Source organism: Roseovarius sp. THAF8, assembly GCF_009363735.1.
GTDB lineage: Bacteria > Pseudomonadota > Alphaproteobacteria > Rhodobacterales > Rhodobacteraceae > Roseovarius.
Window position 1 is genome coordinate 1,356,815 of sequence record NZ_CP045410.1, and the last position, 26,158, is coordinate 1,382,972.

The window sequence follows — 26,158 nt, forward strand, 5'->3', positions numbered from 1 at the left end:
CGATACCTCCTGCCGATCAGACTGTATGCGCCACAAGGGAGCCTGACATGGGTTGGATGAAGGATGAGACCGGCCTCGAAAAGCATCACGCGAACTACGTCCCGCTGACACCCCTGTCGCATCTGCGGCGCGCGTCCCATGTGTTCGCCGATCACGAAGCGCTGGTCTATGGCAGCTTTCGCAAGACCTACGCCCAGTACTACGAGCGCGTGACGCGCCTTGCCTCCGCCCTGCAAAAGATCGGCGTCGAACCCGGCGACGTGGTGGCGACGATCCTGCCGAACATCCCCGCCCATGCCGAGGCGCATTTCGGCGTGCCGGCCTGCGGGGCCGTGCTGAACGCCATCAACACCCGGGTCGAGGCCGACACCATTGCCTATATCCTCGATCACGGCGAGGCGAAGGTGGTGCTGGTCGATCCGCAATTCCTGTCCACCACGCTCGAGGCGATCGACAAGATGGACGGACCCGCGCCAAAGATCATCGAGGTGCCTGATGATGAGGCCGGCGTGAAACCCTATGGCGATCACCAGCTCTACGAGGACTTCCTTGAAACCGGCGATCCCGACTTCCGGTGGACTATGCCCGAGGATGAATGGGAAAGCCTCGCGCTGAACTATACTTCCGGCACCACCGGGCGGCCCAAGGGCGTGGTCTACAGCCATCGCGGTGCCTACCTTCTGACCATGGGCACCGCGGTGACGTGGCCCCTGCCCCGCCACGCGCGTTACCTGACCATCGTGCCTTTGTTTCACTGCAACAACTGGAACCACACCTGGGCCATACCGATGATCGGCGGCACCGTGGTGTGCTGCCGCGACATCACCGCGGCCAATATCTATAACGCCATCGCGGACGAAGGTGTCACCCATTTCGGCGCCGCGCCCATCGTGCTGAACATGATCGTCAACGCCAAGGATGCCGAGCGGCGCGAGTTCGACCATGCGGTCAGCGTGTTCACCGCCGGCGCGCCGCCCCCTGCCGCCACGCTGCGTGCCATCGAGCCGCTGGGCTTTGACGTGACGCAGGTCTACGGCCTGACCGAAACCTATGGCCACGTCACCGAATGCATGTGGCACAGCCGGTGGGACGACTTGCCCGACGACGAACGCTATGCCATCAAGGCCCGCACCGGGATCCTGATGCCCTTCATGGACGACATCACCGCGCTCGATCCCGAGACCATGGAACAGGTTCCGATGGATGGCGAGACGCAGGGCGAGGTCATGATCCGCGGCAACGCGGTGATGAAAGGCTATCTCAAGAACCCCAAGGCCACCGAGGACTCCTTCCGCGGCGGATACTTCCATTCCGGCGATATCGCCTACCAGCATGACGACGGCTACCTGAAGATCGCCGACCGGGCCAAGGACATCATCATCTCGGGCGGCGAGAACATCAGCTCGGTCGAGGTCGAAGGCGCGCTCATGATGCATCCGGCCGTGCTGCTCTGCGCGGTGGTGGCCATGCCCGACGAGAAATGGGGCGAGGTGCCTTGCGCCTTCGTCGAGATCAAGGAAAGCGCCACGGTGACCGAGGACGACCTGATCGCCTTCTGCCGCGAACGGCTGGCGGGCTTCAAGTGCCCCAAGAAGATCGTGTTCGAGGAATTGCCCAAGACATCGACCGGCAAGATCCAGAAATTCGAACTGCGCAAGGCGTTCAAATAGAACCGTCCGCCTTTGGACCGGGCCTCGCGCCCCCGCCGGCTTTGGTTGGGCGCAACGCACCTCGATCGCAGTGTCTTCGGCAATTGCCCGCTTGCGTCTCGCCGTGATATGCTCGACCAACCGCGTTAACGAGGCAGAGCAGGCCCACGCGACATGACGGCGTTGAGCGAATATGAACGGCTGGAGGCTTCCGGCATTTGGCGGGCCTCCCCGGACTCGCAGCGCGTCGATGTGTACGTGTCGTTGGGTGACGCGACGCTCACGATCCTGGATCGCCGGGAACAACCGTTGACCCACTGGTCGCTCGCCGCGATATCGCGGGTGAACCCAGGCAAGCGCCCCGCTCTCTATCATCCCGACGGCGACCCCGGCGAGGTGCTCGAACTGGGCGACGATGCCGTCGAGGTGATCGACGCCATCGAGAAGCTCCGCGCGGCCGTCGAACGCGCGCGACCGCATCCGGGGCGCCTTCGCCTGGTGATCTTCCTGGGAAGTCTCGCGGCCGTCGGGGCGCTGGCGACCCTGTGGCTCCCTGGTGCGGTACGAGAGCACGCCACACGGGTCCTGCCCGACGTGAAGCGCGAGGATATCGGCCAATCCCTGCGGCGCCACATCGAACGGGTCACCGGCCCGCCCTGCAACGGGCCCGAGGGCCGTGGCGCTCTTGCGGAACTGGCCAGGCGGTTGCCCGCAGAGGATGATCCCGGCACGCTCGACGTGATGCGCAACGGCGTGAAAGGGGCCGTCGCCCTGCCCGGCAAGACGATCCTCCTGGGGCGCAGCCTCGTCGAGGACTACGAAGAACCGGACGTGCTTGCGGGCTATATCGTCGCGCAGCGCCTGCGGGCCAGCCTGTACGACCCGATTGACGACCTGCTGCAATTCGCCGGCACCTGGGACAGTATCCGCCTTCTGACCACCGGCGAACTGCCCGAAGAGGTTCTGGCCGACTACGCTCAGCACCTGCTGACCCGTGCGCAGGCGCCGCTGCCGGACGAAACCATGCTGAACGGCTTTCGGGCCTGGTCCGTGCGATCCACGCCCTATGCCTATGCCGTCGATGTCACCGGAGAAAGCACCCTAGGCCTGATCGAGGCCGATCCCTTCGCGACCGAAGTGTCTCCCCCGATCCTCAGCGACGCGGACTGGCTACGGCTTCAGGGCATCTGCGGCGGGTGAGGCCGCAGAATGCGTTACTTGCGGTAATAGGCGTTCGGGTATCCCGCGCGGCGTACCGCCTGCATCCCCGATTGAAGCTGTGACTGCGTGCCGAACGGCCCAACCACGACCGACGTATACGACTGGCCGTTGTGGGTGGTCTTGCCCATCCGCGCGGGCAAGCCTGCATTGGCAAGGCGCTGCGCCGCACTCCTGGCGAGGCCGGGCTTGCTGAAAATACCGACCTGCACGTAACGATGGCTGGCCGCCTTGGCCGCGGGCTTCGGTGCTGCCGACCGGGTCGAGATCGTCGGCTTGACCGCCTCGGCGCGCGGCGCGTCACTGGTCACGTTGCGCGTGCGCTTGACCGACCGTACACGACCGTCACGGCTGCGCACGACGGTGATCGGATCCGGCACCATCTCGCCGCGAGTGGCGACGATGACACCGGCGGCCCGCTGCTGTTCAAAGCTTGTGTAGGGATACTGAAGACCGGGGTACTTGTGCGTCACCTCGCGCCCCGTCCAGCGGTCGATCAGGCGACGCGGCACGGTCTTGGTCCAGGCCACCTCCATCTGCGCTTTGCCGGCAAAGGTCTGGTGCGCCCGTTGCGGGTTCAGCCGGTCATCCTCCCAGACGGGCTGATATCCTTCGGGAACGAATACGCCGCGGGTGCTGCTGATCTGGCGCTCGTAGACGTGCTTCGGCGCCACGCGAACGGCCTGCGCGTGAACGACAGGGGAGTCAACGACGGGGGAGCGAACGACAGGGGCCGCCTGAGGGCTATGGCTCGTCGCGGTACTGACCACCTGCGCGGGCGCCGTGCTTGTCACACGGATTGCAGTACCGCTTCCGGAGCCGCCGGAAATGACGTTCGCGTGGGGCGCGGTTTGCGGCCCGCAGCGTACGGCAAGATTGCCCTTTTTCTGCAAGTAGCGTTGCGACACCGCGCTGGCGCCCTGACATGCAGGCTGATTGCGTACCACCCGCTCGGTCTTCGTGACTCGCTTCGGTGCGGGCTTCGGAGCCGCGGCCGCCTGGGGCGTCACCTTGACCACCTTGGGCGAAACCGCGGACGCGGTCGAGCTGGCGGCCGGTTGGGTGGACGGCACTTTGCGTGTGACAATTTTCTTGGTGGTCGTTTTCGCAGCGGCCGTGGTCGTGCGTTTCGGCGTCTGTGCCGGTTTCGCCGCGGCGGTCGCCTGCTGCGGCACCGTGATGACTTCGGGCTGTTGCGCGGCTTGTGGCCTCGCGGCCGGAGCGGCCGACGCCGTGGCGGTTGTCGTCGAGGGTTTGAACCCGCAGATCACCTTCCGCCCGCGTGTGACGCGCGGCACCCACGTGGTCTGCCCGTCGATTCCCGCGCGGATGAAAACGCATCCACGGCTGTCCACATATTGCCGCCCGGTATAGCTTTCTGGCGGAAACTCCGCCGGAACTCTCGCACCGGAATCACTCTGTGCCACGGCTCCGCCGTGCGCGACAGTGGTGGCGATTGCAGCTATCGCCAGAACACGCGTCAGTCTCATTTTGCCCCCAAGACAGCTGGAGCAAGATTGCCTGATTATTGTTCGTGAGTAAACAGTCTTTAGCCTATTTGGTGCCGAACATGCGGTCGCCCGCATCACCTAGCCCCGGCAGGATATACCCGATGTCATTCAGCCGCTCGTCAAGGGCCGCCGTCATGATCGGGACATCGGGATGCGCCTGCTTCATCCGGGCCACGCCTTCGGGTGCGGCCAGCAGGCAGAGAAACCGGATATCCGTGGCGCCCGCTTCCTTCACCATGTCGACCGCCGCGGCAGAGGAATTGCCGGTGGCCAGCATCGGGTCCACCAGGATCGTCAGCCGCTTGCCGAGTTGCTCCGGCACCTTGAAATAGTACTTCACGGGCTTCAGCGTGTCTTCGTCCCGGTAAAGCCCGACAAATCCGACCCGCGCCGAGGGGATCAGTTCCAGCATCCCGTCCAGCAGGCCGTTGCCCGCCCGCAGGATGGAGATCAGCGCCAGCTTGCGCCCCGCAAGGACCGGCGCGTCCATTTCCTGCAGCGGTGTCTCGATGGTCTGGGTGGTCATCTTCAACTCACGCGTGACCTCATACGCCAGTAGTTGGCTGATCTCCCGCAGCAGCTGGCGAAACACGGCCGTGGGCGTGTGCTTGTCCCGCATCAGCGTCAGTTTATGCTGCACCAGCGGATGGGTGACGACGGTCAGATGATCTTGCATTTCGGCTCCGTTTGGCAGGGCTGGTCAGGGCTGACCCGTTATTTCCAGAAAAACCGGCAAAGGGCAACGCAGAGCTCAAGGCAGGAACGACCGCCCCGGCCCGTGCTGCCTCAGCCCCAGATGGGCCGCGACGCTGGCCGCCACATCGACGAAATCGACCAGGCCCGCCTTGTGCGCGCCGACGCCCGCCGCGAGGACCGGCACGCGTTCGCGGGTGTGATCGGTGCCGGGCCATGTCGGATCGTTGCCATGATCGGCGGTGATCAGCATCAGGTCCGCGGGCCGCATCGCGACAAGACACGCACCAATGCCCGCGTCGAACCGCTCCAGCGCCTGCGCGTATCCCTCGACATCGCGCCGATGGCCGTACTTGCTGTCGAACTCCACGAAATTGGCGAATGTCAGGCTGCCGTCGTCCGCCTCGCGCACGGCCTTTTGCAAGGCGCTCATCAATGCCGCGTCACTTCCGGTGACGACATCGTCGATCCCCTGCATGGAAAAGATATCGCCGATCTTGCCGATGGCATGCACATTGCGCCCATCCTGGCTGGCCCAATCGCACAGCGTCGGCCGGGGCGGCGGCATTGCGAAATCCCTGCGGTTGGTGGTGCGCTCGAACCCGTCGGCTTCGGACCCCACGAACGGCCGCGCGATCACGCGGCCCACGCCCATCTCGTGCAAGAGCGGCGCAAGGGTCCGGCACAGCGCAAGCAGGCGTTTCAGCCCGAACCGCTCTTCGTGTGCGGCGATCTGGAAAACGCTGTCGATGGAGGTATAGCAGATGGGCCAGCCCGTGCGCATGTGCTCGGCCCCCAGCGCCTGAAGGATCTCGGTGCCCGAGGCATGACAATTCCCGAGTATCCCCTCGACCCCGCAGGCGGCCTTTACCGCGTCTGTCAACGTTTCGGGAAAGGCCGGCACGGTCTTGGGAAAGACGTGCCACGTGAACGGCACGGGCAGCCCGGCCAACTCCCAATGCCCGGTCGGCGTGTCCTTGCCGGGCGAGGATTCCTCTGCCGCCCCCCACAGGCCCTCGGGGGCCGCACCCAGGCCCGGCGCATCTGCACCAGAGGCCAGCGTCACCGCCGCGCCCAGGCCCAATCGGTCCAGGTTGGGCAGATGCAGGCCGCCTGTCCTCGCCTGCGCGATATGCGCCACTGTATTGGCCCCGGCATCGGGCACCGCCCCGTTGAAGAACCTGTCCGCATCCGGGGCGCCGCCGATGCCGACGGAATCCATCACCACCAGGAACGCGCGACTCATGGCCCGACGCGCTCGATCACAAGCGGTTTCTCCGCCGGCGCAGCGGCTTCGATATCAATGGCGTCGCGCACGATGGCCTCGGCGGCGTCGGCATGGCCCGCGCGGCTGGCATGTATGCGCATCAAGGGCTGCCCCGGCGCGACCTCGGCCCCCAGCGGCAGAATATCCGAAAGGCCCACCGCAGGGTCGATTCGGTCCGTCTCTACCTGCCGACCGCCGCCCAGAGCGATGACCGCGCGGCCCAGCGCGGTGCCATCGATGCTCGCGACAAAGCCGGCGGCCTGCGCCGGGACTTCCCGGATGATCGTGGCCTCCGGCAAGAACCGCGCCCAGCTGTCGACGAATTGCGTAGGCCCGCCCAAGGCCCGCAGCATCCGGCCAAAGACCTCTGCCGCCTGCCCGTTTCTCAGCACCTGCAGGATCTGCCGCGCCCCGTCCGCCGCGGTGTCGCACAGCCCGCCCTGGTACAGCGCTTCGCCCCCCAGATAGCAGGTCAGTTTCTCCAGGCGCCCTTCGGCCTTGCCGGTCAGCACGCGCATGGCTTCGGCCACTTCCAGCGCATTGCCCGCCGAGGCCGCCAAAGGTTGATCCATGTCGGTGACAAGCGCGCTGCACCGGCAGCCCGCCGCGTTCGCCGTTTCCACCAGCGACGTGGCCAGGGCGCGGGCCGCTTGCAGATCCTTCATGAAGGCGCCCGAGCCCTGCTTGACGTCCAGCACCAGCCCGGTCAGCCCCGCCGCCAGTTTCTTGGACAGGATCGAGGCGGTGATCAGATCGATGCTTTCGACGGTGGCCGAGACATCCCGCACCGCGTAAAGCCGTCGGTCCGCAGGCGCGATATCCGCACTGGCCGCGGCGATCACGACACCGACCTCCTGAACGATTTTCTGCAACCGCGCCGTCTCCAGCTCGGTGCTGACACCCGGGATGGCTTCAAGCTTGTCCAGGGTCCCTCCCGTATGCCCCAGCCCGCGGCCGGAAATCATCGGCACCGCGGCGCCGCAGGCCGACAGCGCCGGCGCAAGGACGAGGCTGATGCAATCGCCGATCCCGCCGGTCGAGTGCTTGTCCAGAATGGGCCGGTCGGTGGACCAGCGCAGGATCCGTCCGCTGTCGCGCATCGACAGCGTCAGGGCGCGGCGGCTTTCGGGCGCAAGCGACTTCAGCAAGACCGCCATGGCAAAGGCCCCGGCCTGCGCGTCGCTCACTCCGCCATCGGCCAGCCCCTTCACGAAGCCCCCGAGGGCCGCGTCGGACACCGCGTTCCCATCGCGTATCGCCGCTATGACACTGCGCGTCTCCAACGGTCAGCCGTTGACCATGTGATGCGTTGCAAAGGCCCCGGGCAACAGCTCTTTCAGGGTCCGCGTGACCGTGGCACCGCCCAGCGTGGCCATCGTGACCGGCATGTCGCCGTCGCCGAATTCCGCCAGTTTCTGCCGGCATCCGCCACAGGGCGTCACCGGCTCGGGGCTGTCGGCGATGACCACGATCTCGGCAATGCGGGCCTCGCCCGCCGCGACCATCGCCGCGATGGCCCCGGCTTCGGCGCAGGTGCCTTCGGGATAGGCCACGTTTTCGACATTGCAGCCGGTAAAGACGCGACCGGACGTTGTTTTCAGAGCCGCGCCGACCTTGAAGCCCGAATAGGGCGCATAGGCATTGTCCCGAACGCGCTGCGCCTCTTCCAGCAAACTCATCCCGCCTCCCGGCTTCCTGCCAATGTCGTCGCCGTTTAAAGATTGCGTCGCCACGCTTCGATATGCAAGCTAACTGTGACCCGGCACGATCAGGGGTGGCACATCCACCAAATCCAATATAGTTTAGCCTTAAACTAATTTCCGCAGAGGGACCTCATGGCTGACAACGCGAACGAAACCCTGCGCCAGGCGGCACTGACCTATCACGAGTTTCCCAAGCCCGGCAAACTCGAGATCCGGGCGACGAAACCCTTGGCCAACGGTCGTGACCTCGCCCGCGCCTACTCGCCCGGCGTCGCCGAAGCCTGCCTCGAGATCAAGGCCAACCCTGCCGACGCCAGCCGCTACACAAGCCGCGCCAACCAGGTGGCCGTGGTCACCAACGGCACTGCCGTCCTCGGCCTTGGCAACATCGGCGCGCTTGCAGCCAAGCCGGTGATGGAGGGCAAGGCGGTTCTCTTCAAGAAATTCGCCAATATCGACTGTTTCGACATCGAGCTGAACGAGCAGGATCCCGAGAAACTGGCCGAGATCGTCTGCGCGCTGGAACCCACCTTCGGCGCAATCAACCTCGAGGATATCAAGGCGCCCGACTGTTTCATCGTCGAGAAGATCTGCCGCGAACGCATGAACATCCCCGTTTTTCACGACGACCAGCACGGCACGGCCATAGTCGTCGGCGCCGCGGCCACCAATGCGCTGCACGTGGCGGGAAAGTCCTTCGAGGACATCAAGATCGTCTCGACCGGCGGCGGGGCCGCCGGCATCGCCTGCCTTAACCTGCTGCTGAAACTGGGCGTAAAGCGCGAAAATGTCTGGCTCTGCGATATCCACGGCCTTGTCTACGAGGGCCGCGCCGAGGATATGAACCCGCAAAAGGCCGCCTTTGCGCAAAAGACCGACCTGCGCACGCTTGACGACGTGGTCGATGGCGCTGACCTTTTCCTCGGTCTCTCCGGCGCGGGCGTGCTGAAGCCCGAACATGTCGCCCGGATGTCGGAGCGCCCGATCATCCTGGCTCTGGCCAACCCGATGCCGGAAATCATGCCCGACGAGGTGCGCAAGATCGCGCCCAACGCGATCATCGCCACCGGGCGCAGCGATTTTCCCAACCAGGTCAACAACGTGCTCTGCTTCCCCTTCATCTTCCGTGGGGCGCTCGACGTAGGCGCCACCGACATTAACGACGCCATGCAGATCGCCTGCGTCGAGGCCATCGCCGAACTGGCCCGGGCCACCACGTCTGCCGAGGCTGCCGCCGCCTATCAGGGCGAGCCGATGAATTTCGGACCAGACTACCTGATCCCGAAACCCTTCGACCCGCGCCTTTCTAGCGTCGTGCCCACCGCCGTGGCCAAGGCCGCAATGGAAAGCGGCGTTGCCGCAAGGCCCATCGAAGACCTCAACGCTTACGCGGCCAACCTTCAGGCGTCGGTTTTCAAATCAGCCCTTCTGATGCGCCCGGTCTTCGAGGCGGCGGCCACCGCCGCACGCCGGATCGTTTTTGCCGAGGGAGAGGACGAGCGCGTGCTGCGCGCGGCCCAGGCGATCCTGGAGGAAACGACCGAGCTGCCAATCCTGATCGGCCGCCCAGACGTGATCGCCGCCCGGTGCGAACGGATCGGGCTGGAGATTCGCCCCGACAAGGATTTCAGCATCGTGAACCCGGAACGCGACCACCGTTATCGCGACTACTGGGCCACGTATCATGACATCATGAAGCGCCGCGGCGTCACGCCCGACCTCGCCAAGGCGATCATGCGCACCAATACCACCGCGATCGGCGCGATCATGGTCTACCGCGAGGAAGCGGATTCGCTCATCTGCGGCACGTTCGGCGAGTACCGCTGGCACCTGAATTACGTGAACCAGGTTCTGGGCGACGCCGAGCATCACCCGCACGGCGCACTGTCGATGATGATCCTCGAGGACGGCCCGCTGTTCATCGCCGACACCCATGTGCGCATCCGGCCCACGCCCGAGGAACTGGCAGAAACCGCCATCGGCGCGGCCCGCCACGTCAAGCGGTTCGGCCTCGTGCCCAGCGTCGCCTTCTGCTCGCAATCGCAGTTCGGCAACCAGGGCAGCGATTCCGGCAACCGCCTGCGCGAGGCGCTCAGCATTCTCGACCGCGAGCCGCGCAATTTCTGCTACGAGGGCGAGATGAACCTCGACGCCGCGCTTGACCCCGACCTGCGCCAGCGCCTTCTGCCCGACAACCGCATGGAGGGCTCCGCCAACGTGCTGCTCTTCTCCAACGGCGACACCGCTTCGGGCGTGCGCAACATCCTGAAAATGAAGGCCGGCGGGCTCGAGGTGGGGCCGATCCTGATGGGCATGGGCAACCGGGCGCATATCGTGACCCCCTCGATCACGGCACGCGGACTGCTGAACATGGCTGCCATCGCAGGCACGCCGGTGGCGCATTACGGGTAGCACAGCGGGATATTCCCTAACCCCGGCGGCTTGCGGTATTGTGCCACGGGCCGCCCGGACTCTCTTGTTTCGGTGCATTGCCCTGGCGTAAACGAAGCGCGAGGACCGTGGAGGGGATACAATGGCATACAAAGACGTCTACGAAAGCTGGAAGAAAGATACCGAAAGCTTCTGGATTCAGGCCGCCGAGGCGATCGACTGGGACGAGAAACCCTCCAAGGCGCTCTTTGACGACAAGGCCCCCTTCTATGAATGGTACAGCGACGGCAAGGTGAACGGCTGCTACAACGCCGTCGACCGCCATGTCGCGGCCGGTCGCGGCGATCAGGTGGCGATCATCCACGACAGCCCGATCACCGACAGCATAACCAAGATCACCTATGCCGAACTGAAAGACCGCGTCGCCAGCCTGGCCGGGGCGCTGCGGGCCAAGGGCGTTGAAAAGGGCGACCGCGTCATCATCTACATGCCCATGGTCCCCGAGGCGCTCGAGGCGATGCTGGCCTGCGCCCGGATCGGCGCGATCCACTCGGTCGTCTTCGGCGGCTTCGCGGCGCATGAACTGGCCGTGCGGATCGACGACGCCAAGCCCAAATGCATCATCGCCGCCTCCTGCGGGCTGGAACCGGGCCGCGTCGTGCACTACAAGCCCCTGCTCGACGGCGCGGTGGACCAGGCCAAGCACAAGCCCGACTTCTGCGTGATCTTCCAGCGCGAACAGGAGACAGCCACCCTGACCGAGGGCCGCGACGTCGACTGGCACGAGTTCCAGAACGGCACCGAACCCGCAGACTGCGTGTCGGTCGAGGGCAATCACCCCGCCTATATCCTTTATACCTCCGGCACCACCGGCGCGCCCAAGGGCGTCGTCCGGGCGACGGGCGGCCACCTGGTGGCGCTGAACTGGAGCATGAAGAACATCTACAACGTCGACCCCGGCGACGTGTTCTGGGCCGCGTCCGATGTCGGCTGGGTCGTGGGCCACAGCTATATCTGCTATGCCCCGCTCATCCACGGCAACACAACCATCGTGTTCGAGGGCAAGCCCGTCGGCACGCCTGACGCCGGCACCTTCTGGCGCGTGATCGAACAGCACAAGGTCAAGTCCTTCTTCACCGCGCCCACCGCCTTTCGCGCGGTCAAGCGCGAGGACCCGCGTGGCGAGTACCTCAAGAAATACGACCTGTCGGGCCTCAATGCGATCTATCTGGCGGGCGAACGCGCCGACCCCGACACCATCGAATGGACGCAAAAGATGACCGGCAAACCAGTCTATGACCACTGGTGGCAGACCGAAACCGGCTGGACCATCGCGGGTATGCCCGCGGGGATCGAGGCGCTGCCGGTCAAGATCGGCTCGCCCACCGTGGCGATGCCCGGCTACGACATCCAGATCCTCGACGATGCCGGCCACCCCGTCGCCCCCGGCACGCTGGGCGCCATCGCGATCAAGCTGCCCCTGCCCCCCGGCACCCTGCCCACGCTCTGGAATGCCGAGGACCGCTTTCGCAAAAGCTATCTCGACCATTTCCCCGGCTATTACGAGACCGGCGATGCCGGGATGGTCGACGAAGACGGCTATGTCTGGATCATGGCGCGCACCGATGACGTGATCAACGTCGCGGGCCACCGCCTGTCCACCGGCGGCATGGAAGAAGTGCTGGCCAGCCATCCCGACGTGGCCGAATGCGCGGTGATCGGCGTCAGCGACGAACTCAAGGGGCAACTGCCCGTCGGCTTCGTCTGCCTGACCAAAGGCGTCGACCGCCCACACGAGGAAATCACCGCCGAATGCGTCAAGCTGGTGCGCGACCAGATCGGCCCCGTCGCCGCCTTCAAGCTGGCCGTGGTCGTGGACCGCCTGCCCAAGACCCGCTCGGGCAAGATCCTGCGCGCTACCATGGTCAAGATCGCCGACAGCCAGGACTTCAAGATGCCCGCGACCATCGACGATCCGGCCATCCTGGACGAGATCCGCGACGCGCTGCAAACCCTCGGCCTGGCGAAGTAGGGCTTAGCTGAACTGCTCCCGCAGCAGCCGCTCTTCCAGCCCGTGCCCTGGATCGAACAATATCCGGTGCTGAATGGTCGGATCGGAATGCACCTCGACCGACAGGACATCCGGGATCGAGCCGCTGTCCGCATCCGCCATCACGGGCCGCTTGCCGGGGTCCAGCACGTCGAACCGCACCTGCGCGTTCATCGGCAACAGCGCCCCGCGCCACCGCCGGGGCCGGAACGCCGCCACCGCCGTCAGCGCCAGCACATCCGAGCCAATGGGCAGGATCGGCCCGTGCGCGCTGTAATTATAGGCCGTCGACCCGGCGGGCGTGGCCAGCAGGCACCCGTCGCAGATCAGCTCTTCCAGCCGCAACCGCCCATCCACCGTGATCCGCAGCTTGGCCGCCTGCGGCCCCGCCCGCAGCAAGGACACCTCGTTGATCGCCAGCGCCTCGTGCGTTTGCCCGTCCTTGTCGGTGGCCGACATGAACAGCGGATTGATAACCTCCTCCTCGGCCTCGTCCAGCCTCTCCAGCAGGTCCGATTCGCTGTATTCGTTCATCAGGAAGCCCACCGTGCCGCGATTCATCCCGTAGACCGGCTTGCCCAGCTTCTGGACATCGTGCAGCGTCTCCAGCATGAACCCGTCTCCGCCAAGCGCCACGATCACATCGGCGTCCTCGGGCTCGACATGCTCGAACCGCTTTGCCAACCTTTCGCGCGCGGACTGCGCGACCGACACGCGGCTGGCGACAAAGGCGATTTTCTGCGGATTGCCCATTTTGGCTACCTTGATTTGTTCTGGATGTTGATCGAAGCATAATTCGCGCCTTCGTACCAGCGATGCCGGTTCGCGGGCGACATGTGTCGCATTACCGCCTTTCAAAAAGACGGTGTTTCCGATACGAAATCGCTTGGCTCGCAATGTGGAGGACATCACCAATGGCGCATGACGGAAATCAAGATTTTGTTTCAGAAGGCTTTTTCACGGAATCGCTGGCGTCTCGCGACCCCGATATCGCCGAGGCCGTCAAGAAAGAGCTTGGTCGCCAACGCGACGAGATCGAACTGATTGCATCGGAAAACATCGTCTCTGCCGCCGTGATGGAAGCGCAAGGCAGCGTGATGACCAACAAATACGCCGAAGGCTATGCCGGCCGGCGCTACTATGGCGGCTGCCAGTTCGTCGACATCGCCGAGAACCTGGCCATCGAGCGCGCCTGCAAGCTCTTCGACTGCGGCTTTGCCAACGTGCAGCCCAACTCCGGCAGCCAGGCCAACCAGGGCGTGTTCACCGCCCTGCTGCAACCCGGCGACACCATCCTGGGCATGAGCCTCGACGCAGGCGGTCACCTGACCCACGGCGCCGCCCCCAACCAGTCGGGCAAGTGGTTCAACGCCGTGCAATACGGCGTGCGCAAGGAAGACAACCTGATCGACTACGACCAGGTCGAGGCGTTGGCCAAGGAACACCAGCCTAAGCTGCTGATCGCCGGCGGTTCGGCCGTGCCGCGCCGGATCGACTTTGCCCGCATGCGCGAAATTGCCGACATGGTCGGCGCCTACCTGCACGTGGACATGGCCCACTTCGCCGGCCTGGTGGCCGCGGGCCTGCATCCTTCGCCCTTCCCTCATGCGCATGTCGCCACGACCACCACGCACAAGACCCTGCGCGGTCCGCGCGGCGGCATGATCCTCACCAATGACGAGGCCCTTGCGAAAAAGTTCAACTCGGCCATCTTCCCCGGCATCCAGGGCGGCCCCCTGATGCACGTGATCGCCGCCAAGGCTGTCGCCTTCGGCGAGGCGCTGCGGCCCGAGTTCAAGTCCTACATCCAGCAGGTCATCACCAACGCGCAGGCGATGAGCGACCAGTTGATCAAGGGCGGGCTCGACACCGTGACCCACGGCACCGACACCCACGTCCTGCTGGTCGACCTGCGGCCCAAGGGCGTCAAGGGCAACGCGACCGAGAAATCGCTGGGCCGTGCGCATATCACCTGCAACAAGAACGGCGTGCCTTTCGATCCCGAGAAACCCACCGTCACCAGCGGCATCCGCCTCGGCTCGCCCGCCGGCACGACCCGTGGTTTCGGCGAAACCGAATTCCGCCAGATCGCCGACTGGATCGTCGAGGTCGTCGACGGGCTTGCGGCCAATGGTGAGGATGGCAACAGCGACGCCGAGGCCAAGGTCAAGGCAGAGGTCGCGGATCTCTGCGCCCGCTTCCCGCTTTACCCGAACCTCTGATTTCGGTCTGACCGATCCTGAAACCCGCGTAAGCCATTGCTTGCGCGGGTTTTTAAATGACGCCTTGCCAGCGCAGCGCGACCAGAACAATCGCGGCCAGGATCAACAGGTTGAACACCAGCCCGGCCAGCCAGTGGATCAGTCGTCCCCGCCTCCGGTCCGCCGGGTCGATGGCTTTCAGGTGCGTCTCAATGGCTTCGAAGGCTTTCTCCACACGCGCTTCATCAACCTGTGTCGCCAGGCGCGGATGCGACAGTTTTCGCTCCGCGTCCACCAGATACCGCCCCTCCGCTCGAAGCCGCTTGGGCAACAGCCGCCCGGCCCGACGCAGCCGCGCAGACAGGGTTTTGCCCCTGAGCCCCAGCTTTTCGTGAAGCTGCTTTTCCAGCGCCTCGCGCCGCGCGTCAAATTGTTTGCGATCAATCACTTAGTGCACCCCTTGGCGGCGCACACTAGGTGCAATTGATTGCGGGAGCAATGGCGTGTATTGGCTTGATCCATGCTGAATGTCATTCATCACGCCTCGGGCGGCAATGCACCGCCACTTCTCATCGCTCACGGGCTTTATGGCTCGGGCCGCAACTGGGGAGTCATCGCCAAGCGCCTGTCCGACCGTGGGCCGGTCATGGCCGTCGACATGCGCAATCATGGCACAAGCCCTTGGTTTTCCACGCATTCCTACGAGGACATGGCCGCAGACCTTGCCGAGGTGATCGAGGCCGAAACCGGCGGTGCGATCGACGTGCTGGGGCACTCCATGGGGGGCAAGGCGTCGATGGTGCTGGCGCTGACCCGGCCCGATTTGGTGAACCGTCTGATCGTGGCGGACATCGCGCCGGTCGGCTATGGCCACAGCCAGCTGCAATATATCGCCGCGATGCGCCGCGTGGATCTTTCGGCGATCACCAAGCGATCGGACGCAGAGGCACAGCTGAAGGATGCCGTCGACGACCCGGCGCTCATTCCATTCTTCACGCAATCGCTTGACGTGAAAGAGAAAAAATGGCGGCTCAACCTCGATACTCTCGAGGCCGAGATGCCGAAGATCCTCAGCTTTCCCGACCTGGACAGCCGATTCGACGGCAAGACGCTGTTCCTGTCCGGCGCAGACTCCGACTATGTCGCGCGGGAGTACCGCCCCCGTATCAAGGAGCTTTTCCCCGACGCGAGTTTCGTCAAGATCAAGGACGCGGGCCACTGGCTTCATGCCGAGCGGCCGCGCGAGTTCGAATCCGCCGTGCGCGGATGGCTTGAAAACACGACGTCGGTATAGCGTCGGTATCCGGGTGGCATTGCGTCGGTGCCAATTCCCCGGCGTCAGCGTGCCCGGTAGAGCTGTTTCGCCACGACCCAGGACACCGGGAAGGCCACCGCGAACCCCGCCGCGGCGGAGATCAGGATGGGGGCCAACGTGTCGTGCCCCATCGCCAGCGCGGCGATGACGAACGAGCCTGCGAGGGTGGATCCGATGAATACGTGCAAGATAACCATCAACCAGATCATGGCGGGTCTCCGAGTGGGATTGTTGCGCCTGTCCTGCATAGCGCGCCGCGCCGGGCAGTGCCTTGATCTGGATCACAGGCGCCTGCCGCGCGCGGGCTGTGGCCGATTTGCGAAGATATGGTGAAATCTGTCATCCATGACGCCAGATCTGGTTGACCGGCGCCACACCACGCTATATCGCAAAGACACAGGTGTTAGACGCGGTAGCATCACTGACAGCGGGGTCCGGCGGCCAATGGCCACGGACCCCGTTCGCGTTCCGACCTACTGCCATTCGGCGCATCGGAAACCGGCGTTGCGCGAGAAACTGACACGCAGTCTGTCGCGGCAAGCCGGGAGTAAAGGCGCCAGGTGCTCAGACGCGGTCTTTGCATCGCGGGTTTCACCCCGCACCCTGACGCCTTTGCCAAACCGATCACCCCGAAGGGCATCCGGCCCAGCTTTGCCTCCGGCCTCATGGAGACCATCGGCAATCCCGCCACCCGAGGGCAACGGCACCGTTCCACACCCGTCGCCGAGCATGACCGCCTCAAGGCCCGAAGGCCTCTTGGCCACGAACAAGGAACAGGCCCCTGCCCGTTTGCATCGACCCGGCGATACGCGGGTCACCCCGGCCCCGAAAGGAGCGGGCATCCCCGAGCATCGGCCTGAACTGGCTCGAGCGGTCGATAAGGTCGTGCGACCCCCGGTTCCGCCCGCGCCGGTCCCGAGGGGCCTTCGCGGCGCTGCGTCAGGTCAGCGACCCGGTGCAGACATTCAAATGACACACCCGAAACCTCCTCCGGACAAGAAAAAAGCACTGCGGCATGAAAATTTCTTGGGGATAACCTGTTGATATCGCGCTGGAAATCCCTGTGGATAAATCCCGAAAGCCAAGTGTTTCGGCACCTTTGCCGCGGGATAACTGCAATCCAGAAGAGAGCGGGCCTGCCCGGCCGGATTCTGCGGTTGCAAATTAACCTTTTTCTTAAAATTGACTCAGAGAAGCGCGACTCACGTGCTATGCTAGCCTGACATATCACCAGGGTGGGGACCCATGTTCAAAACAACTTTGTGCGCCGCTGCCGCGGCATTTCTCGTGATGGCCGATACTGCCAAGGCCGATACCTACATTCTCGTCAGCTGCTATCGCGGCCCGTGGACCGAAGTGATCTGGGACAAGGCGAACCCGAACTTCGTCGACTCGCTGGTCGAGGCCGGCTACAGCCCGCAGGAAGCGACCAGCATCGCGAACTATATCTGCCGCGACCCGAGGCTGGTGGACAACCCGATCGCCCTGGCAAAGGAAGTGCGGTCGGCGATGGCCAACGCGCCTAGGGGGTGAGCGCCGGTCCGGGCGGTAACGCCCGGCAAACCGCCCGGGGGACGGTTTGAGGCGCGAACGGGCGGAGCCAAGGGAAATGGCCGGGCGGCGACGCCCGGCCTTCATTGTCCAAGCCGTAGGGTGGGTGAAAACCCACGCGCCGCGACGCTTGACCATGCGTGGGTTTTCACCCACCCTACACGGTTTCTTAACCTTGGCTCGGGACTGTGGGCACATGCCCAGATACCGACGCCTGTACGTTCCCGGCGGAACGTATTTCTTCACGGTCACGCTTGCCGACAGGTCGGCGGCGACGCTGACCGATGAAATCGACCTTTTGCGGTCGGTCTATGCTTCGGTCGTGGCCCAGCACCCTTTGCATTGCGACGCCATGGTCGTTCTACCGGATCACATCCACGCGGTCTGGACGCTGCCAACCGGCGACGCCGATTTCTCGACCCGGTGGAGAAAGATCAAAGCGTTGTTCTCGCGTCATTCGGAAACGACCGGATGCATCAACGACAGCAGGCGGCGCAAAGGCGAACGGGGCATCTGGCAGCGGCGTTTCTGGGAACATGCCATCCGCGATGACGCGGACTTTGTCGCGCATGTGAACTATTGCCACTTCAACCCGGTGAAACACGGATTGGTCGAGCGCCCCGAAGACTGGCCCTATTCGACGATACATCGAGATATTCGCGCCGCCGCGTAGGGTGGGTGAAAACCCACGCGCCAAGGAACGTCGCGCCGCGTGGGTTTTCACCCACCCTACGCCAATCGCTTCCGCCCACTCGCATTGAAAATGGACGCATTCAGTTGTCCATCTTAAGCGCCGAGATAAACGCCTCCTGAGGAATATCAACTTTCCCGAACTGGCGCATCTTCTTTTTCCCCGCCTTCTGCTTGTCCAGGAGCTTGCGCTTCCGGCTGGCGTCGCCACCGTAACACTTCGCCGTCACGTCCTTGCGCAGGGCGGAGAGCGTCTCGCGGGCGATCACCTTGCCGCCGATGGCGGCCTGGATCGGGATCTTGAACATGTGGCGCGGGATCAGGTCCTTGAGCTTTTCGCACATCGCCCGGCCGCGCATCTCGGCCCGGTCGCGGTGGACCATCATGCTGAGCGCGTCCACCGGCTCGTCATTCACCAGCACGGACATCTTCACCAGGTTGTCCTCGCGGTAGCCCTCCAGCTGGTAGTCGAAGGACGCATAGCCCCGCGTCACCGATTTCAGCCGGTCGTAGAAGTCGAACACCACCTCGTTCAGCGGCAGGTCATAGACCGCCATCGCGCGGCTGCCGGCATAGGTCAGGTCCATCTGGATGCCCCGCCGGTCCTGGCACAGCTTCAGCACGTCGCCCAGGAATTCGTCCGGCACCAGGATCGTCGCCTTGATCCGCGGCTCCTCGACATGGGCCACGGTCGAGGGATCGGGCATGTCGGCGGGGTTGTGCAGGTCGATCTGCGTGCCGTCTTTCATGTAGACGTGGTAGATCACCGAGGGCGCGGTGGTAATGAGTTCGATATCGTATTCCCGCTCGATCCGGTCGCGGACGACTTCGAGGTGCAACAAGCCCAGGAAGCCGCAGCGGAAGCCGAAGCCCAGCGCGGTGGAGCTTTCCATCTCGTAGCTGAAGGACGCGTCGTTGAGCGCCAGCTTGTCGATGGCGTCGCGCAGATCCTCGAACTCGGCCGAGTCCACCGGGAAGAGCCCGCAGAAGACCACCGGCTGCGACGGGTTGAAGCCGGGCAGCGGCTCGGGCGTCTGGTTCTTTTCCAGCGTGATGGTGTCGCCCACGCGGGTGTCGCGGACCTGCTTGATCGAGGCGTTGAGATAGCCGATCTCGCCCGGTCCCAGCTCCTTGACCGGTTTCATCGACGGCCGGTAGACGCCGATATCGTCCACATCATAAGTGCCGCCGGTTTTCATCATGCGGATGCGGTCGCCCTTCTTCAGGACACCGTCGATGATCCGAATGATACAGATGACGCCCAGGTACTGGTCGTACTTGCTGTCGACCAGCATCGCCTTCAGCGGCGCGTCGCGCGTGCCCTTGGGCGGCGGCAGAAGTTTGACAATGGCCTCCAACACCTCGCGGATGCCCTCGCCCGTCTTGGCCGACACCGGGATCGCGCCCGAGGCGTCGATGCCGATCACGTCCTCAACCTGTTCGGCCACGCGGCTGATATCCGAAGCGGGCAGGTCGATCTTGTTGAAAACCGGCACGATTTCGTGATCAGCGTCGATCGCCTTGTAGACGTTGGCCAGGGTCTGCGCCTCGACACCTTGCGTAGAGTCCACGACCAGCAGCGAGCCCTCGACGGCGCGCATGGAACGCGAGACCTCGTAGGCAAAGTCGACATGGCCGGGCGTGTCGATCAGGTTCAGCACGTAATCCTCGCCATCGAGCGCGGTATATTCGATGCGCACGGTGTTTGCCTTGATGGTGATGCCGCGCTCGCGCTCGATATCCATCGCGTCCAGAAGCTGTTCCTTCATGTCCCGGTCCGGCACCGTATCGGTGGCCTGGATCAGCCTGTCGGCCAGCGTCGATTTCCCGTGGTCGATATGCGCCACGATGGAGAAATTGCGGATATGCGAAAGCGGTGTCATGTAGGGGATATGTATGGGTTTAGGGGGTTTGGCAAGCAGTCAAAATGACACCTTCAAATAAGGGTTCTCAACATGGGTATGACCAAAAGGCTAATCGAGATTCAGGAATTATCAGAGCGCTTAATAGAAGAGTATCACGACGGCGGGATCAATGACTCAGTAGCGCGACACCTGGTTCGCGCAATTCCATACAATGTAAGCTCACATACTACTCGCTTTTTACCTGAAGCTGAGGATGATCCGATTGGGCAAGCGGCCGTTCTCTCAGAGCTTGAACGCGCGATAAAAGTTCTCGCTTACCAGAACTTTGAAGACTTTTCTTTAGAGAACCAAGTTCTAGAAAGGCGAATGATCGAGTCTTTGCTAGAAGACTTCAATGTACTCGGCTATGGCGCTCATTACTTAAACGATGAGCACGGTCAGGTTGAACAGGATCATGGTTTCGCGCCTCTTTTTGGGAACGTTGGCGAGCACAGTGGCACGCTTTTCGATGAAGTAGCTCCTTTTACTGACTACCTACAACGAAACGAACCCTTTCGGTTCTGGAGTGAGTGGTATCAGGGCTTCCTAGACGGCGAGCCGCTTGACTGGGAGCTGCAGCGGCGGGTGGCGCTTATCGACAACGACATCTGGGAGGCCGGGCCGGAGGCTGTGGCCGAGGAGATCACGCGGATCGAGGCGGACTATCAGGCTGAGCAAGCTAGCCGCGCGGCGCCGGACCCCGATCCGGTAACGGAAGGTGAGAAATCAGCCATAGCCCAGCGGGCCTCGATGAACCGCGATGCGCTGGCTGTGACAATTGCTAGCTTGCTCGAACAACTGGCGGACTTCAAAGAACGAGTGCGCGGGTTGAACCATCTTGAGCCGGAGTTCCGGCAAAAACTGCTCGATTTTATTGACGATTTCTCGGGCAAACTGACCGAGCTTTTGACTGACCTGCCGAATCCCGGCGAAGATATCTCGGATGCGCAGGCTGGAAGATTGGCATTGTGGTTGCGCGACTACAAAGGTTTCGTGCACGGAAAACTTGCGCAATATGCGTCGCCTCAGAATGTCGCCGAAGCGACAGTTCCGACAGCGATTGTCTTGGCGGGCACAGGCGTAGGGGCGATGCTCGGCATGCCCGTGGCGGGCGTCGTCGCGGCTGGATTGATTGCCAATACAATGAAACCGGGGCAAGCCGCGAAAGAGCTCACGAAGCCGTCCAAGAGCGACGACGATGTTAGTTGAGTCGTCGCAAAGATGGGCAGTATACACCCTACAGTCCGACGCGACAACTTCAGCGCGCAAGCTATATCCTTACCAAGAACAGGAGGCGACCATGCATAACGAGACAACACTCACCGGCGTTCTTGTGACCGGCAAGGTGCAGGGCGTGAATTACCGCGCCTGGACGCAGGAAGAGGCGAAGTCGCGCGGTCTGCGCGGCTGGGTTCGCAACGAGGCCGATGGGTCGGTCCGGGCCGTTCTGTCGGGGCCGGAAGAGGCCGTGGCGGACATGCTGCGCGCGATGGAAAAGGGGCCGCCGGCAGCCAATGTCGCGCGGGTGGAGCCGGAGCCCGCCGAAGCACCCGATCAGGACGGGTTCGAGATACTGCGCTGACGGCGCGTCTTTTCGCGACGTCATCCCGGACCTGATCCGGGATCTCCTGGCCGTGGGGCTTGGCGCCGCTTGTGCCGCCGAAACAGGCACCGCATGTCGCGGCCTCGCCTCACTACAGGCGCAAAGCTGACTTTCGCGCCCCATGCGCTACACTCCCCGGCAGGAGGTACTGCCGATGGTCCGACTCGCCCTTTTGCTCGCCGCCCTCGCGACGCCCGTCTTGGCCCAAGGCGTCGTGGCTCAGGAGGCCGAGCGCAAGCCCAGTCACTGCCTGTCCATTGCGCAATCAGCCCCCGGGATCGAGTACGTTCAGAAGGCCAGTTTCCGCGATCCGGTCCCGCAGGATCGCGTGCGCCTGCACTACATCGCCCATGCCTCTTTCCTGATCCAGGCCCAGTCCGGCACCAGCGCGGTCACGGATTTCACCGGCTTCATCGGCAACGTGGATTTCCTGCCCGACGTGGTGACGATGAACCACGCCCATGAGACCCACTGGACGCCCTTCCCCGACCCGGGCATTCCCAACGTTCTGCCGGGCTGGGGCGAAGAGCATGGCGCGGGGATCGACCATTATCTCGATCTGGGTGACATGGTGATCCGCAACGTCTCGACCGATATCCGCCCGCGCTATGGCGCGCCGGCCGAGCCCGAGGGCAACTCGATCTTCGTGTTCGAAACGGCCGGCCTGTGCATCGGACACCTGGGCCACCTGCACCACATGCCCACCGACGAGCAGTTCGCGGCCCTGGGGCGGGTTGATGTGCTGCTGGCGCCTGTCGACGGAGGTTATACTCTGCCGCTGCCCCGGATGATCGAGACGGTCGAGCGCCTGCGGTCGTCCATCGTCATACCGATGCACTGGTTCGGCGACGGCACGCTTCAGGCCTTCCTGGCGGCGATGGAGGAGGAGTTTGCAGTGGTGCGCACCGAGGACAGTGCGCTGACGGTTTCGCTCGATACGCTGCCGGGGCAGCCCACCGTCATGGTGCTGCGGCCCCGGTGGCTGTCAGAGACCGACTGATCCTACCGCTTGCGGTCGCGACGCGAGCTCATGGGCTGGAACGCGACGCCGACATGGGCCTCGCAATAGGGCTTGCCGGCTTTCACCGGCAGACCGCAGAACCAGAAATCATCCGTCGCCGGATCGCCCACGGGCCACTTGCAGGTCCGCTCGGTCAATTCCATCAGCGACAGCTTCTTCGCCTTCTTCTCGATCTCGCTGACCTTGGCCAGCGCGGCGGGGTCGATCTCGTTCGCCGAAGGTTGCGGCGGCAGGGGCTGGCCCGCCGGGATGATCGCCTTGACGCGGCTTGCCGCGGCGGTGGGCGCGGGCTCTTCCTTGGGTTCGGGCTTTTTCGCCTCGGGCTTGGGCGCGGAAGGCTTGGCCTTGGCAGCCGGTTTCGCCTTGGCGGCGGGCTTGGCCTTGGCCGGTGTCTCGGACGCGGCGGCGCCATTGCCCGAGCCGCTGCGGTTCGACAGGCCAAGGCGGTGCACCTTGCCGATCACCGCGTTGCGGGTCACGCCGCCCAGTTCCTTGGCGATCTGGCTGGCCGACTGGCCCTCGCTCCACATTTTCTTCAGCAGTTCGACGCGCTCGTCACTCCAGGACATGAGCCACCTTTCATTGGTTCATCACGCCGCCGGGTTTCCCCGGGGCGTGGTCTTTTTGCAAGTTGCCCTATTCTAATCACTGGGCGTTGAGTTACAAGGCACCGCAAGACGACAATCGAGGCCGAGATGCAGGAATTCCACGAAATGGGCAGCCGCCGCTTCGGGCGGGTCAACTGGCTTGGGCTGGCGACGCTCGCCAAGCGCGAAACCCAGCGGTTTCTTGCCGTCTGGACCCAGACCCTGATGGCGCCGCTGGCGACGGCGGGGCTGTTCCTGGTGATCTTTTCCATCGCCATCGGAGAGCGCCGGGGCGACGTGATGGGCGTGGATTTCACCACCTTCATCGCGCCCGGCATCCTGATGATGACGGTGATCCAGAACAGTTTCGCCAACACCTCGTCGTCCATCGTGATTTCCAAGGTGCAGGGCAACATCGTCGACACGCTGATGCCGCCCCTGTCACCGGCCGAGCTGGTGCTGGGCTACCTGGCCGGGGCCGTCGCGCGCGGCGTTCTGGTGGCGCTGGCCATCGCGGTGGGGCTGGCGCTGTTCCTAGGGATCGTGCCGAAGCATCCTTTGATCTGGCTGGGCTTCGTGACGCTGGGCGCGGCGTTCCTGGGCGCGCTTGGCATGGTCGCGGGCATCTTCGCGCAGAAGTTCGACCAGATGGCGGCGATCACCAACTTCATCGTCACGCCGCTGGCGTTCCTGTCGGGCACGTTCTACTCGGTCGAGGCGCTGCCCGGCGCGCTCTACACGATCAGCCACGTGAACCCGGTCTTCTACCTGATGGACGGAGGGCGCTACGGCATGATCGGCGTCTCGGACAGCAGCGTGACGCTGGGCGCGGCGATCGTGCTGGGCTCGACGCTGGCGGTGTCGCTCCTGGCCTGGGCACTTTTCCGCAAGGGCTATCGGCTCAAGGCCTGAGCGGGGCCATTTTCTGCGCAGAAAATGGCGGCGAAAATGCGCATTTTCGCGCCCCCCGTGGCGCCGGTCAGCCCTGTCCTGTCGGGCTCAGCGCGCAGACCTGGCGTACCTTGCGCCCGTCGCGGAAATAGTCGTGCATACCCCGACGGTCCTCGCCCAGGATCAGGTCGTGGTCGATCCAGACACAGTCAAGGTTCAGCGCCTCGGCCATGAACTCGGTGGCCCTGCGGGACGGCACGCCCACAACCGTGTGGCTGCGCCCCTCCACCTCGGTCACGGCATTGAGCGGGTTCGACACGTCTTCCTTCAGGACCTGGATCATGGCGTTGTCCTGCACGATGAACTCGCTGTCGATCATGACCAGCCCCGGTTCCAGTGCACGAATGAGCGACAACAGGCGGAAATGGTCCATCACATGATAGAAGATACCGTAAAGCGCCACCACGTCGAACCGCTCGCCCGCCGCGCCCCGCGCCTCGAGATCGGCGAACAGGTCGCCGCAGGTCAGGCTCACGCGCGGCTTGAAGTCGGTCTCGGGGAAGGCGTCGAACCGCGCCACCAGCTCGGGCCGCGCCTCGACCCCCACCACCTCGGCCGCCCCGGCGGCGGCAAGCGCGTAGGACCACCGCCCGTCATGGGCGGCGATGTCCAGAACGCGGGCCCCTTCGATCTGCGGGCCGAACGGGTCGATGATCAGCTTGTGCCGCTGGTTCAGCCGATAGATCGTGGTCTCATTGTCGTCATAGGGCGGAAGCTCGGCCAGGAAGTCGAACAGGCCGCTCATCGGCAAAGCCGCTCGGCCCGCTCACCATAGGCGCGATAGGCCTTCCAGAACGACTCATCCCGGCCCCGGTCCGACTGGCGGATTTCCTGGGCCTTGTGCGGGTCCCTATAGAACGCCGCCGCGCGACGCTGGTCGGACGGGTTCAGCGTCTGGTCCGCCGCCGCCTGGATACAGCCGCAGAGCGCCCGCGACCGCGACTTGCGATCCGACGCCATGCAGGCGCTCGAGATCGGACCCGACGCCATGGGCGCGGCGCGGCTGACCGAACCGCTGCGCCCGTCGAAGCGATCGGGCTGACCGCAGCCGGCAAGGCCGACAGCCATAAGGGTCATCAATACCTTTTTCATCGGGACTGTCCTGCTCTGTCCTCGTGGTGCCGGCGGGATCGCGGGTTTGCCCCGTCTTTGCCGCACCGTTGCGTTAACCTTCAATGGGCACGATATTGCCCCATCGTCCGGGGTTTTTCAATCGGGATGACACGGACGCGACGCTCAGTCCTGCGGCGGGTTCTCTTCGGGGCGCGTGGTGTCGTACTGGTCGCCCGGCGATGTGAACCGCGTCCACCGCGCCGGCAGGATCGACCCCGAGGTCAGCGCCAGGTTTTCGCCCGTCGCCGGCATGAACCAGATCTCGGCCCCGATGCCGTCGCTGTCGCGTTCACGCACCACGGCGCGGCGTGGAATGCGGATGTCGACGCGGACACCATCGCGATACGGCAGGCCCGTGCCCATGCAAGTGGCCGGGGTGCCGACATAGCGTTCGACAGGCGCAACCTCGTTGAACACGCGCAGGTCATGCAGCACCGCCTGCCCGTCCACGGCCAGCGATCCGGGTGCCAGAAGGTCGCGCACATGCGGGCGCACATAGGCTGTCAGCCGCTCGCTTTGCGCCCAGACACCGCAGAGCGCCAACTGCCCGTCGATGGCCCGGCGCGGCTCGACCGCCACGGTGACGCCGCCGCCGGTGCTGAACCCGCCGCCGCCCAGCGTGATATCGCCGGTCAGCGGCACGGTGTCGGGGGCCGCGATGACGCTGCCTGACAGGCTGAACACGGCCAGCGTGGCGGTCATAAAGGCGCGGAATGACATGATGCGGCTCTCCATTGTGA

General features: G+C 64.2%; 25 protein-coding genes. 12 read left to right on the forward strand and 13 right to left on the reverse strand.

Annotation, left to right across the window (positions count from 1 at the left end; genetic code table 11):
• Positions 1–47 precede the first annotated feature (47 nt).
• Complete coding sequence (locus FIU85_RS06585; protein WP_152491492.1) at positions 48–1,670, forward strand: AMP-binding protein; 1,623 nt, start codon at positions 48–50, stop codon at positions 1,668–1,670.
• Positions 1,671–1,823: 153 nt separating this feature from the next.
• Positions 1,824–2,849 (forward strand): hypothetical protein, encoded by a 1,026-nt coding sequence (locus tag FIU85_RS06590; RefSeq protein ID WP_152496311.1) that lies wholly within the window; start codon positions 1,824–1,826, stop codon positions 2,847–2,849.
• Positions 2,850–2,863: 14 nt separating this feature from the next.
• On the opposite strand, the gene FIU85_RS06595 is transcribed toward FIU85_RS06590, so the two are convergent.
• The 5 genes from FIU85_RS06595 to FIU85_RS06615 all read right to left on the reverse strand — a co-directional run bounded on the left by FIU85_RS06595 (position 2,864) and on the right by FIU85_RS06615 (position 8,017).
• A complete protein-coding gene (locus tag FIU85_RS06595) occupies positions 2,864–4,294 on the reverse strand; it encodes an SPOR domain-containing protein (protein ID WP_254703017.1) in 1,431 nt (476 codons plus the stop codon).
• Between the two features lie 127 nt (positions 4,295–4,421).
• Positions 4,422–5,054: a uracil phosphoribosyltransferase gene (gene upp / locus FIU85_RS06600; RefSeq protein ID WP_152491489.1), complete on the reverse strand. Its 633-nt coding sequence runs from the start codon at positions 5,052–5,054 to the stop codon at positions 4,422–4,424.
• A gap of 75 nt (positions 5,055–5,129) precedes the next feature.
• Positions 5,130–6,317, reverse strand: coding sequence for a phosphopentomutase (locus tag FIU85_RS06605; RefSeq protein ID WP_152496313.1), 1,188 nt, complete (start codon positions 6,315–6,317; stop codon positions 5,130–5,132).
• Positions 6,314–7,621 carry a thymidine phosphorylase gene (locus FIU85_RS06610; protein ID WP_152496314.1) on the reverse strand — a complete coding sequence of 436 codons (1,308 nt, stop codon included), beginning with the start codon at positions 7,619–7,621 and terminating at the stop codon, positions 6,314–6,316. The genes FIU85_RS06605 and FIU85_RS06610 overlap by 4 nt, the downstream gene beginning before the upstream one ends.
• A gap of 3 nt (positions 7,622–7,624) precedes the next feature.
• Positions 7,625–8,017, reverse strand: coding sequence for a cytidine deaminase (locus FIU85_RS06615; protein WP_152491486.1), 393 nt, complete (start codon positions 8,015–8,017; stop codon positions 7,625–7,627).
• 156 nt (positions 8,018–8,173) lie between these two features.
• Between FIU85_RS06615 and FIU85_RS06620 the strand changes: the two genes are divergently transcribed.
• Complete coding sequence (locus FIU85_RS06620) at positions 8,174–10,453, forward strand: NADP-dependent malic enzyme (RefSeq protein WP_152496315.1); 2,280 nt, start codon at positions 8,174–8,176, stop codon at positions 10,451–10,453.
• A 121-nt stretch (positions 10,454–10,574) separates the two neighbouring features.
• The gene (gene prpE / locus FIU85_RS06625; RefSeq protein ID WP_152496316.1) at positions 10,575–12,464 is read left to right on the forward strand and encodes a propionate-CoA ligase PrpE; all 1,890 of its coding nucleotides are present in this window, start codon (positions 10,575–10,577) and stop codon (positions 12,462–12,464) included.
• Between the two features lie 3 nt (positions 12,465–12,467).
• Here prpE and FIU85_RS06630 read toward each other — a convergent pair whose 3' ends face one another.
• On the reverse strand, positions 12,468–13,235 hold the full coding sequence (locus tag FIU85_RS06630) for an NAD kinase (protein WP_152496317.1): 768 nt from the start codon (positions 13,233–13,235) through the stop codon (positions 12,468–12,470).
• 161 nt (positions 13,236–13,396) lie between these two features.
• Between FIU85_RS06630 and glyA the strand changes: the two genes are divergently transcribed.
• Positions 13,397–14,704, forward strand: coding sequence for a serine hydroxymethyltransferase (gene glyA, locus FIU85_RS06635; RefSeq protein WP_152496318.1), 1,308 nt, complete (start codon positions 13,397–13,399; stop codon positions 14,702–14,704).
• 52 nt (positions 14,705–14,756) lie between these two features.
• Here glyA and FIU85_RS06640 read toward each other — a convergent pair whose 3' ends face one another.
• Positions 14,757–15,131, reverse strand: coding sequence for a hypothetical protein (locus tag FIU85_RS06640; protein ID WP_152491481.1), 375 nt, complete (start codon positions 15,129–15,131; stop codon positions 14,757–14,759).
• 72 nt (positions 15,132–15,203) lie between these two features.
• On the opposite strand from FIU85_RS06640, the gene FIU85_RS06645 reads away from it, so the two are divergent.
• A complete protein-coding gene (locus tag FIU85_RS06645; protein ID WP_152496319.1) occupies positions 15,204–15,977 on the forward strand; it encodes an alpha/beta fold hydrolase in 774 nt (257 codons plus the stop codon).
• Positions 15,978–16,021: 44 nt separating this feature from the next.
• On the opposite strand, the gene FIU85_RS06650 is transcribed toward FIU85_RS06645, so the two are convergent.
• Positions 16,022–16,207, reverse strand: a complete 186-nt coding sequence (locus FIU85_RS06650) for a CTP synthetase (protein ID WP_152491479.1) — start codon at positions 16,205–16,207, stop codon at positions 16,022–16,024.
• A 1,036-nt stretch (positions 16,208–17,243) separates the two neighbouring features.
• Here FIU85_RS06650 and FIU85_RS06655 point away from each other — a divergent pair.
• Positions 17,244–17,531, forward strand: a complete 288-nt coding sequence (locus tag FIU85_RS06655; protein ID WP_152491478.1) for a hypothetical protein — start codon at positions 17,244–17,246, stop codon at positions 17,529–17,531.
• Positions 17,532–17,745: 214 nt separating this feature from the next.
• Positions 17,746–18,222, forward strand: a complete 477-nt coding sequence (locus tag FIU85_RS06660) for a transposase (protein ID WP_152496320.1) — start codon at positions 17,746–17,748, stop codon at positions 18,220–18,222.
• 100 nt (positions 18,223–18,322) lie between these two features.
• Here the strand turns inward: FIU85_RS06660 and lepA are convergent, their stop codons facing one another.
• Positions 18,323–20,122 carry a translation elongation factor 4 gene (gene lepA, locus FIU85_RS06665; protein ID WP_152496321.1) on the reverse strand — a complete coding sequence of 600 codons (1,800 nt, stop codon included), beginning with the start codon at positions 20,120–20,122 and terminating at the stop codon, positions 18,323–18,325.
• A 72-nt stretch (positions 20,123–20,194) separates the two neighbouring features.
• On the opposite strand from lepA, the gene FIU85_RS06670 reads away from it, so the two are divergent.
• The 3 genes from FIU85_RS06670 to FIU85_RS06680 all read left to right on the forward strand — a co-directional run bounded on the left by FIU85_RS06670 (position 20,195) and on the right by FIU85_RS06680 (position 22,746).
• Positions 20,195–21,352: a hypothetical protein gene (locus tag FIU85_RS06670; RefSeq protein WP_152496322.1), complete on the forward strand. Its 1,158-nt coding sequence runs from the start codon at positions 20,195–20,197 to the stop codon at positions 21,350–21,352.
• 91 nt (positions 21,353–21,443) lie between these two features.
• Positions 21,444–21,725, forward strand: coding sequence for an acylphosphatase (locus FIU85_RS06675; RefSeq protein ID WP_152496323.1), 282 nt, complete (start codon positions 21,444–21,446; stop codon positions 21,723–21,725).
• A 175-nt stretch (positions 21,726–21,900) separates the two neighbouring features.
• Positions 21,901–22,746, forward strand: a complete 846-nt coding sequence (locus tag FIU85_RS06680) for an MBL fold metallo-hydrolase (protein ID WP_152496324.1) — start codon at positions 21,901–21,903, stop codon at positions 22,744–22,746.
• A gap of 2 nt (positions 22,747–22,748) precedes the next feature.
• On the opposite strand, the gene FIU85_RS06685 is transcribed toward FIU85_RS06680, so the two are convergent.
• The gene (locus tag FIU85_RS06685) at positions 22,749–23,336 is read right to left on the reverse strand and encodes a GcrA family cell cycle regulator (RefSeq protein ID WP_152491473.1); all 588 of its coding nucleotides are present in this window, start codon (positions 23,334–23,336) and stop codon (positions 22,749–22,751) included.
• A 126-nt stretch (positions 23,337–23,462) separates the two neighbouring features.
• Between FIU85_RS06685 and FIU85_RS06690 the strand changes: the two genes are divergently transcribed.
• Entirely contained in the window at positions 23,463–24,266 is an 804-nt protein-coding gene (locus FIU85_RS06690) for an ABC transporter permease (RefSeq protein WP_152496325.1), read from the forward strand.
• Positions 24,267–24,333: 67 nt separating this feature from the next.
• On the opposite strand, the gene FIU85_RS06695 is transcribed toward FIU85_RS06690, so the two are convergent.
• From FIU85_RS06695 to FIU85_RS06705, 3 genes are all read right to left on the reverse strand, one after another.
• A complete protein-coding gene (locus FIU85_RS06695; protein ID WP_152496326.1) occupies positions 24,334–25,050 on the reverse strand; it encodes a methyltransferase domain-containing protein in 717 nt (238 codons plus the stop codon).
• On the reverse strand, positions 25,047–25,397 hold the full coding sequence (locus FIU85_RS06700) for a hypothetical protein (protein WP_254703018.1): 351 nt from the start codon (positions 25,395–25,397) through the stop codon (positions 25,047–25,049). Before FIU85_RS06700 ends, FIU85_RS06695 begins: the two co-directional genes overlap by 4 nt.
• 144 nt (positions 25,398–25,541) lie before the next feature.
• Entirely contained in the window at positions 25,542–26,138 is a 597-nt protein-coding gene (locus FIU85_RS06705; RefSeq protein WP_172978812.1) for a hypothetical protein, read from the reverse strand.
• Positions 26,139–26,158 lie beyond the last annotated feature (20 nt).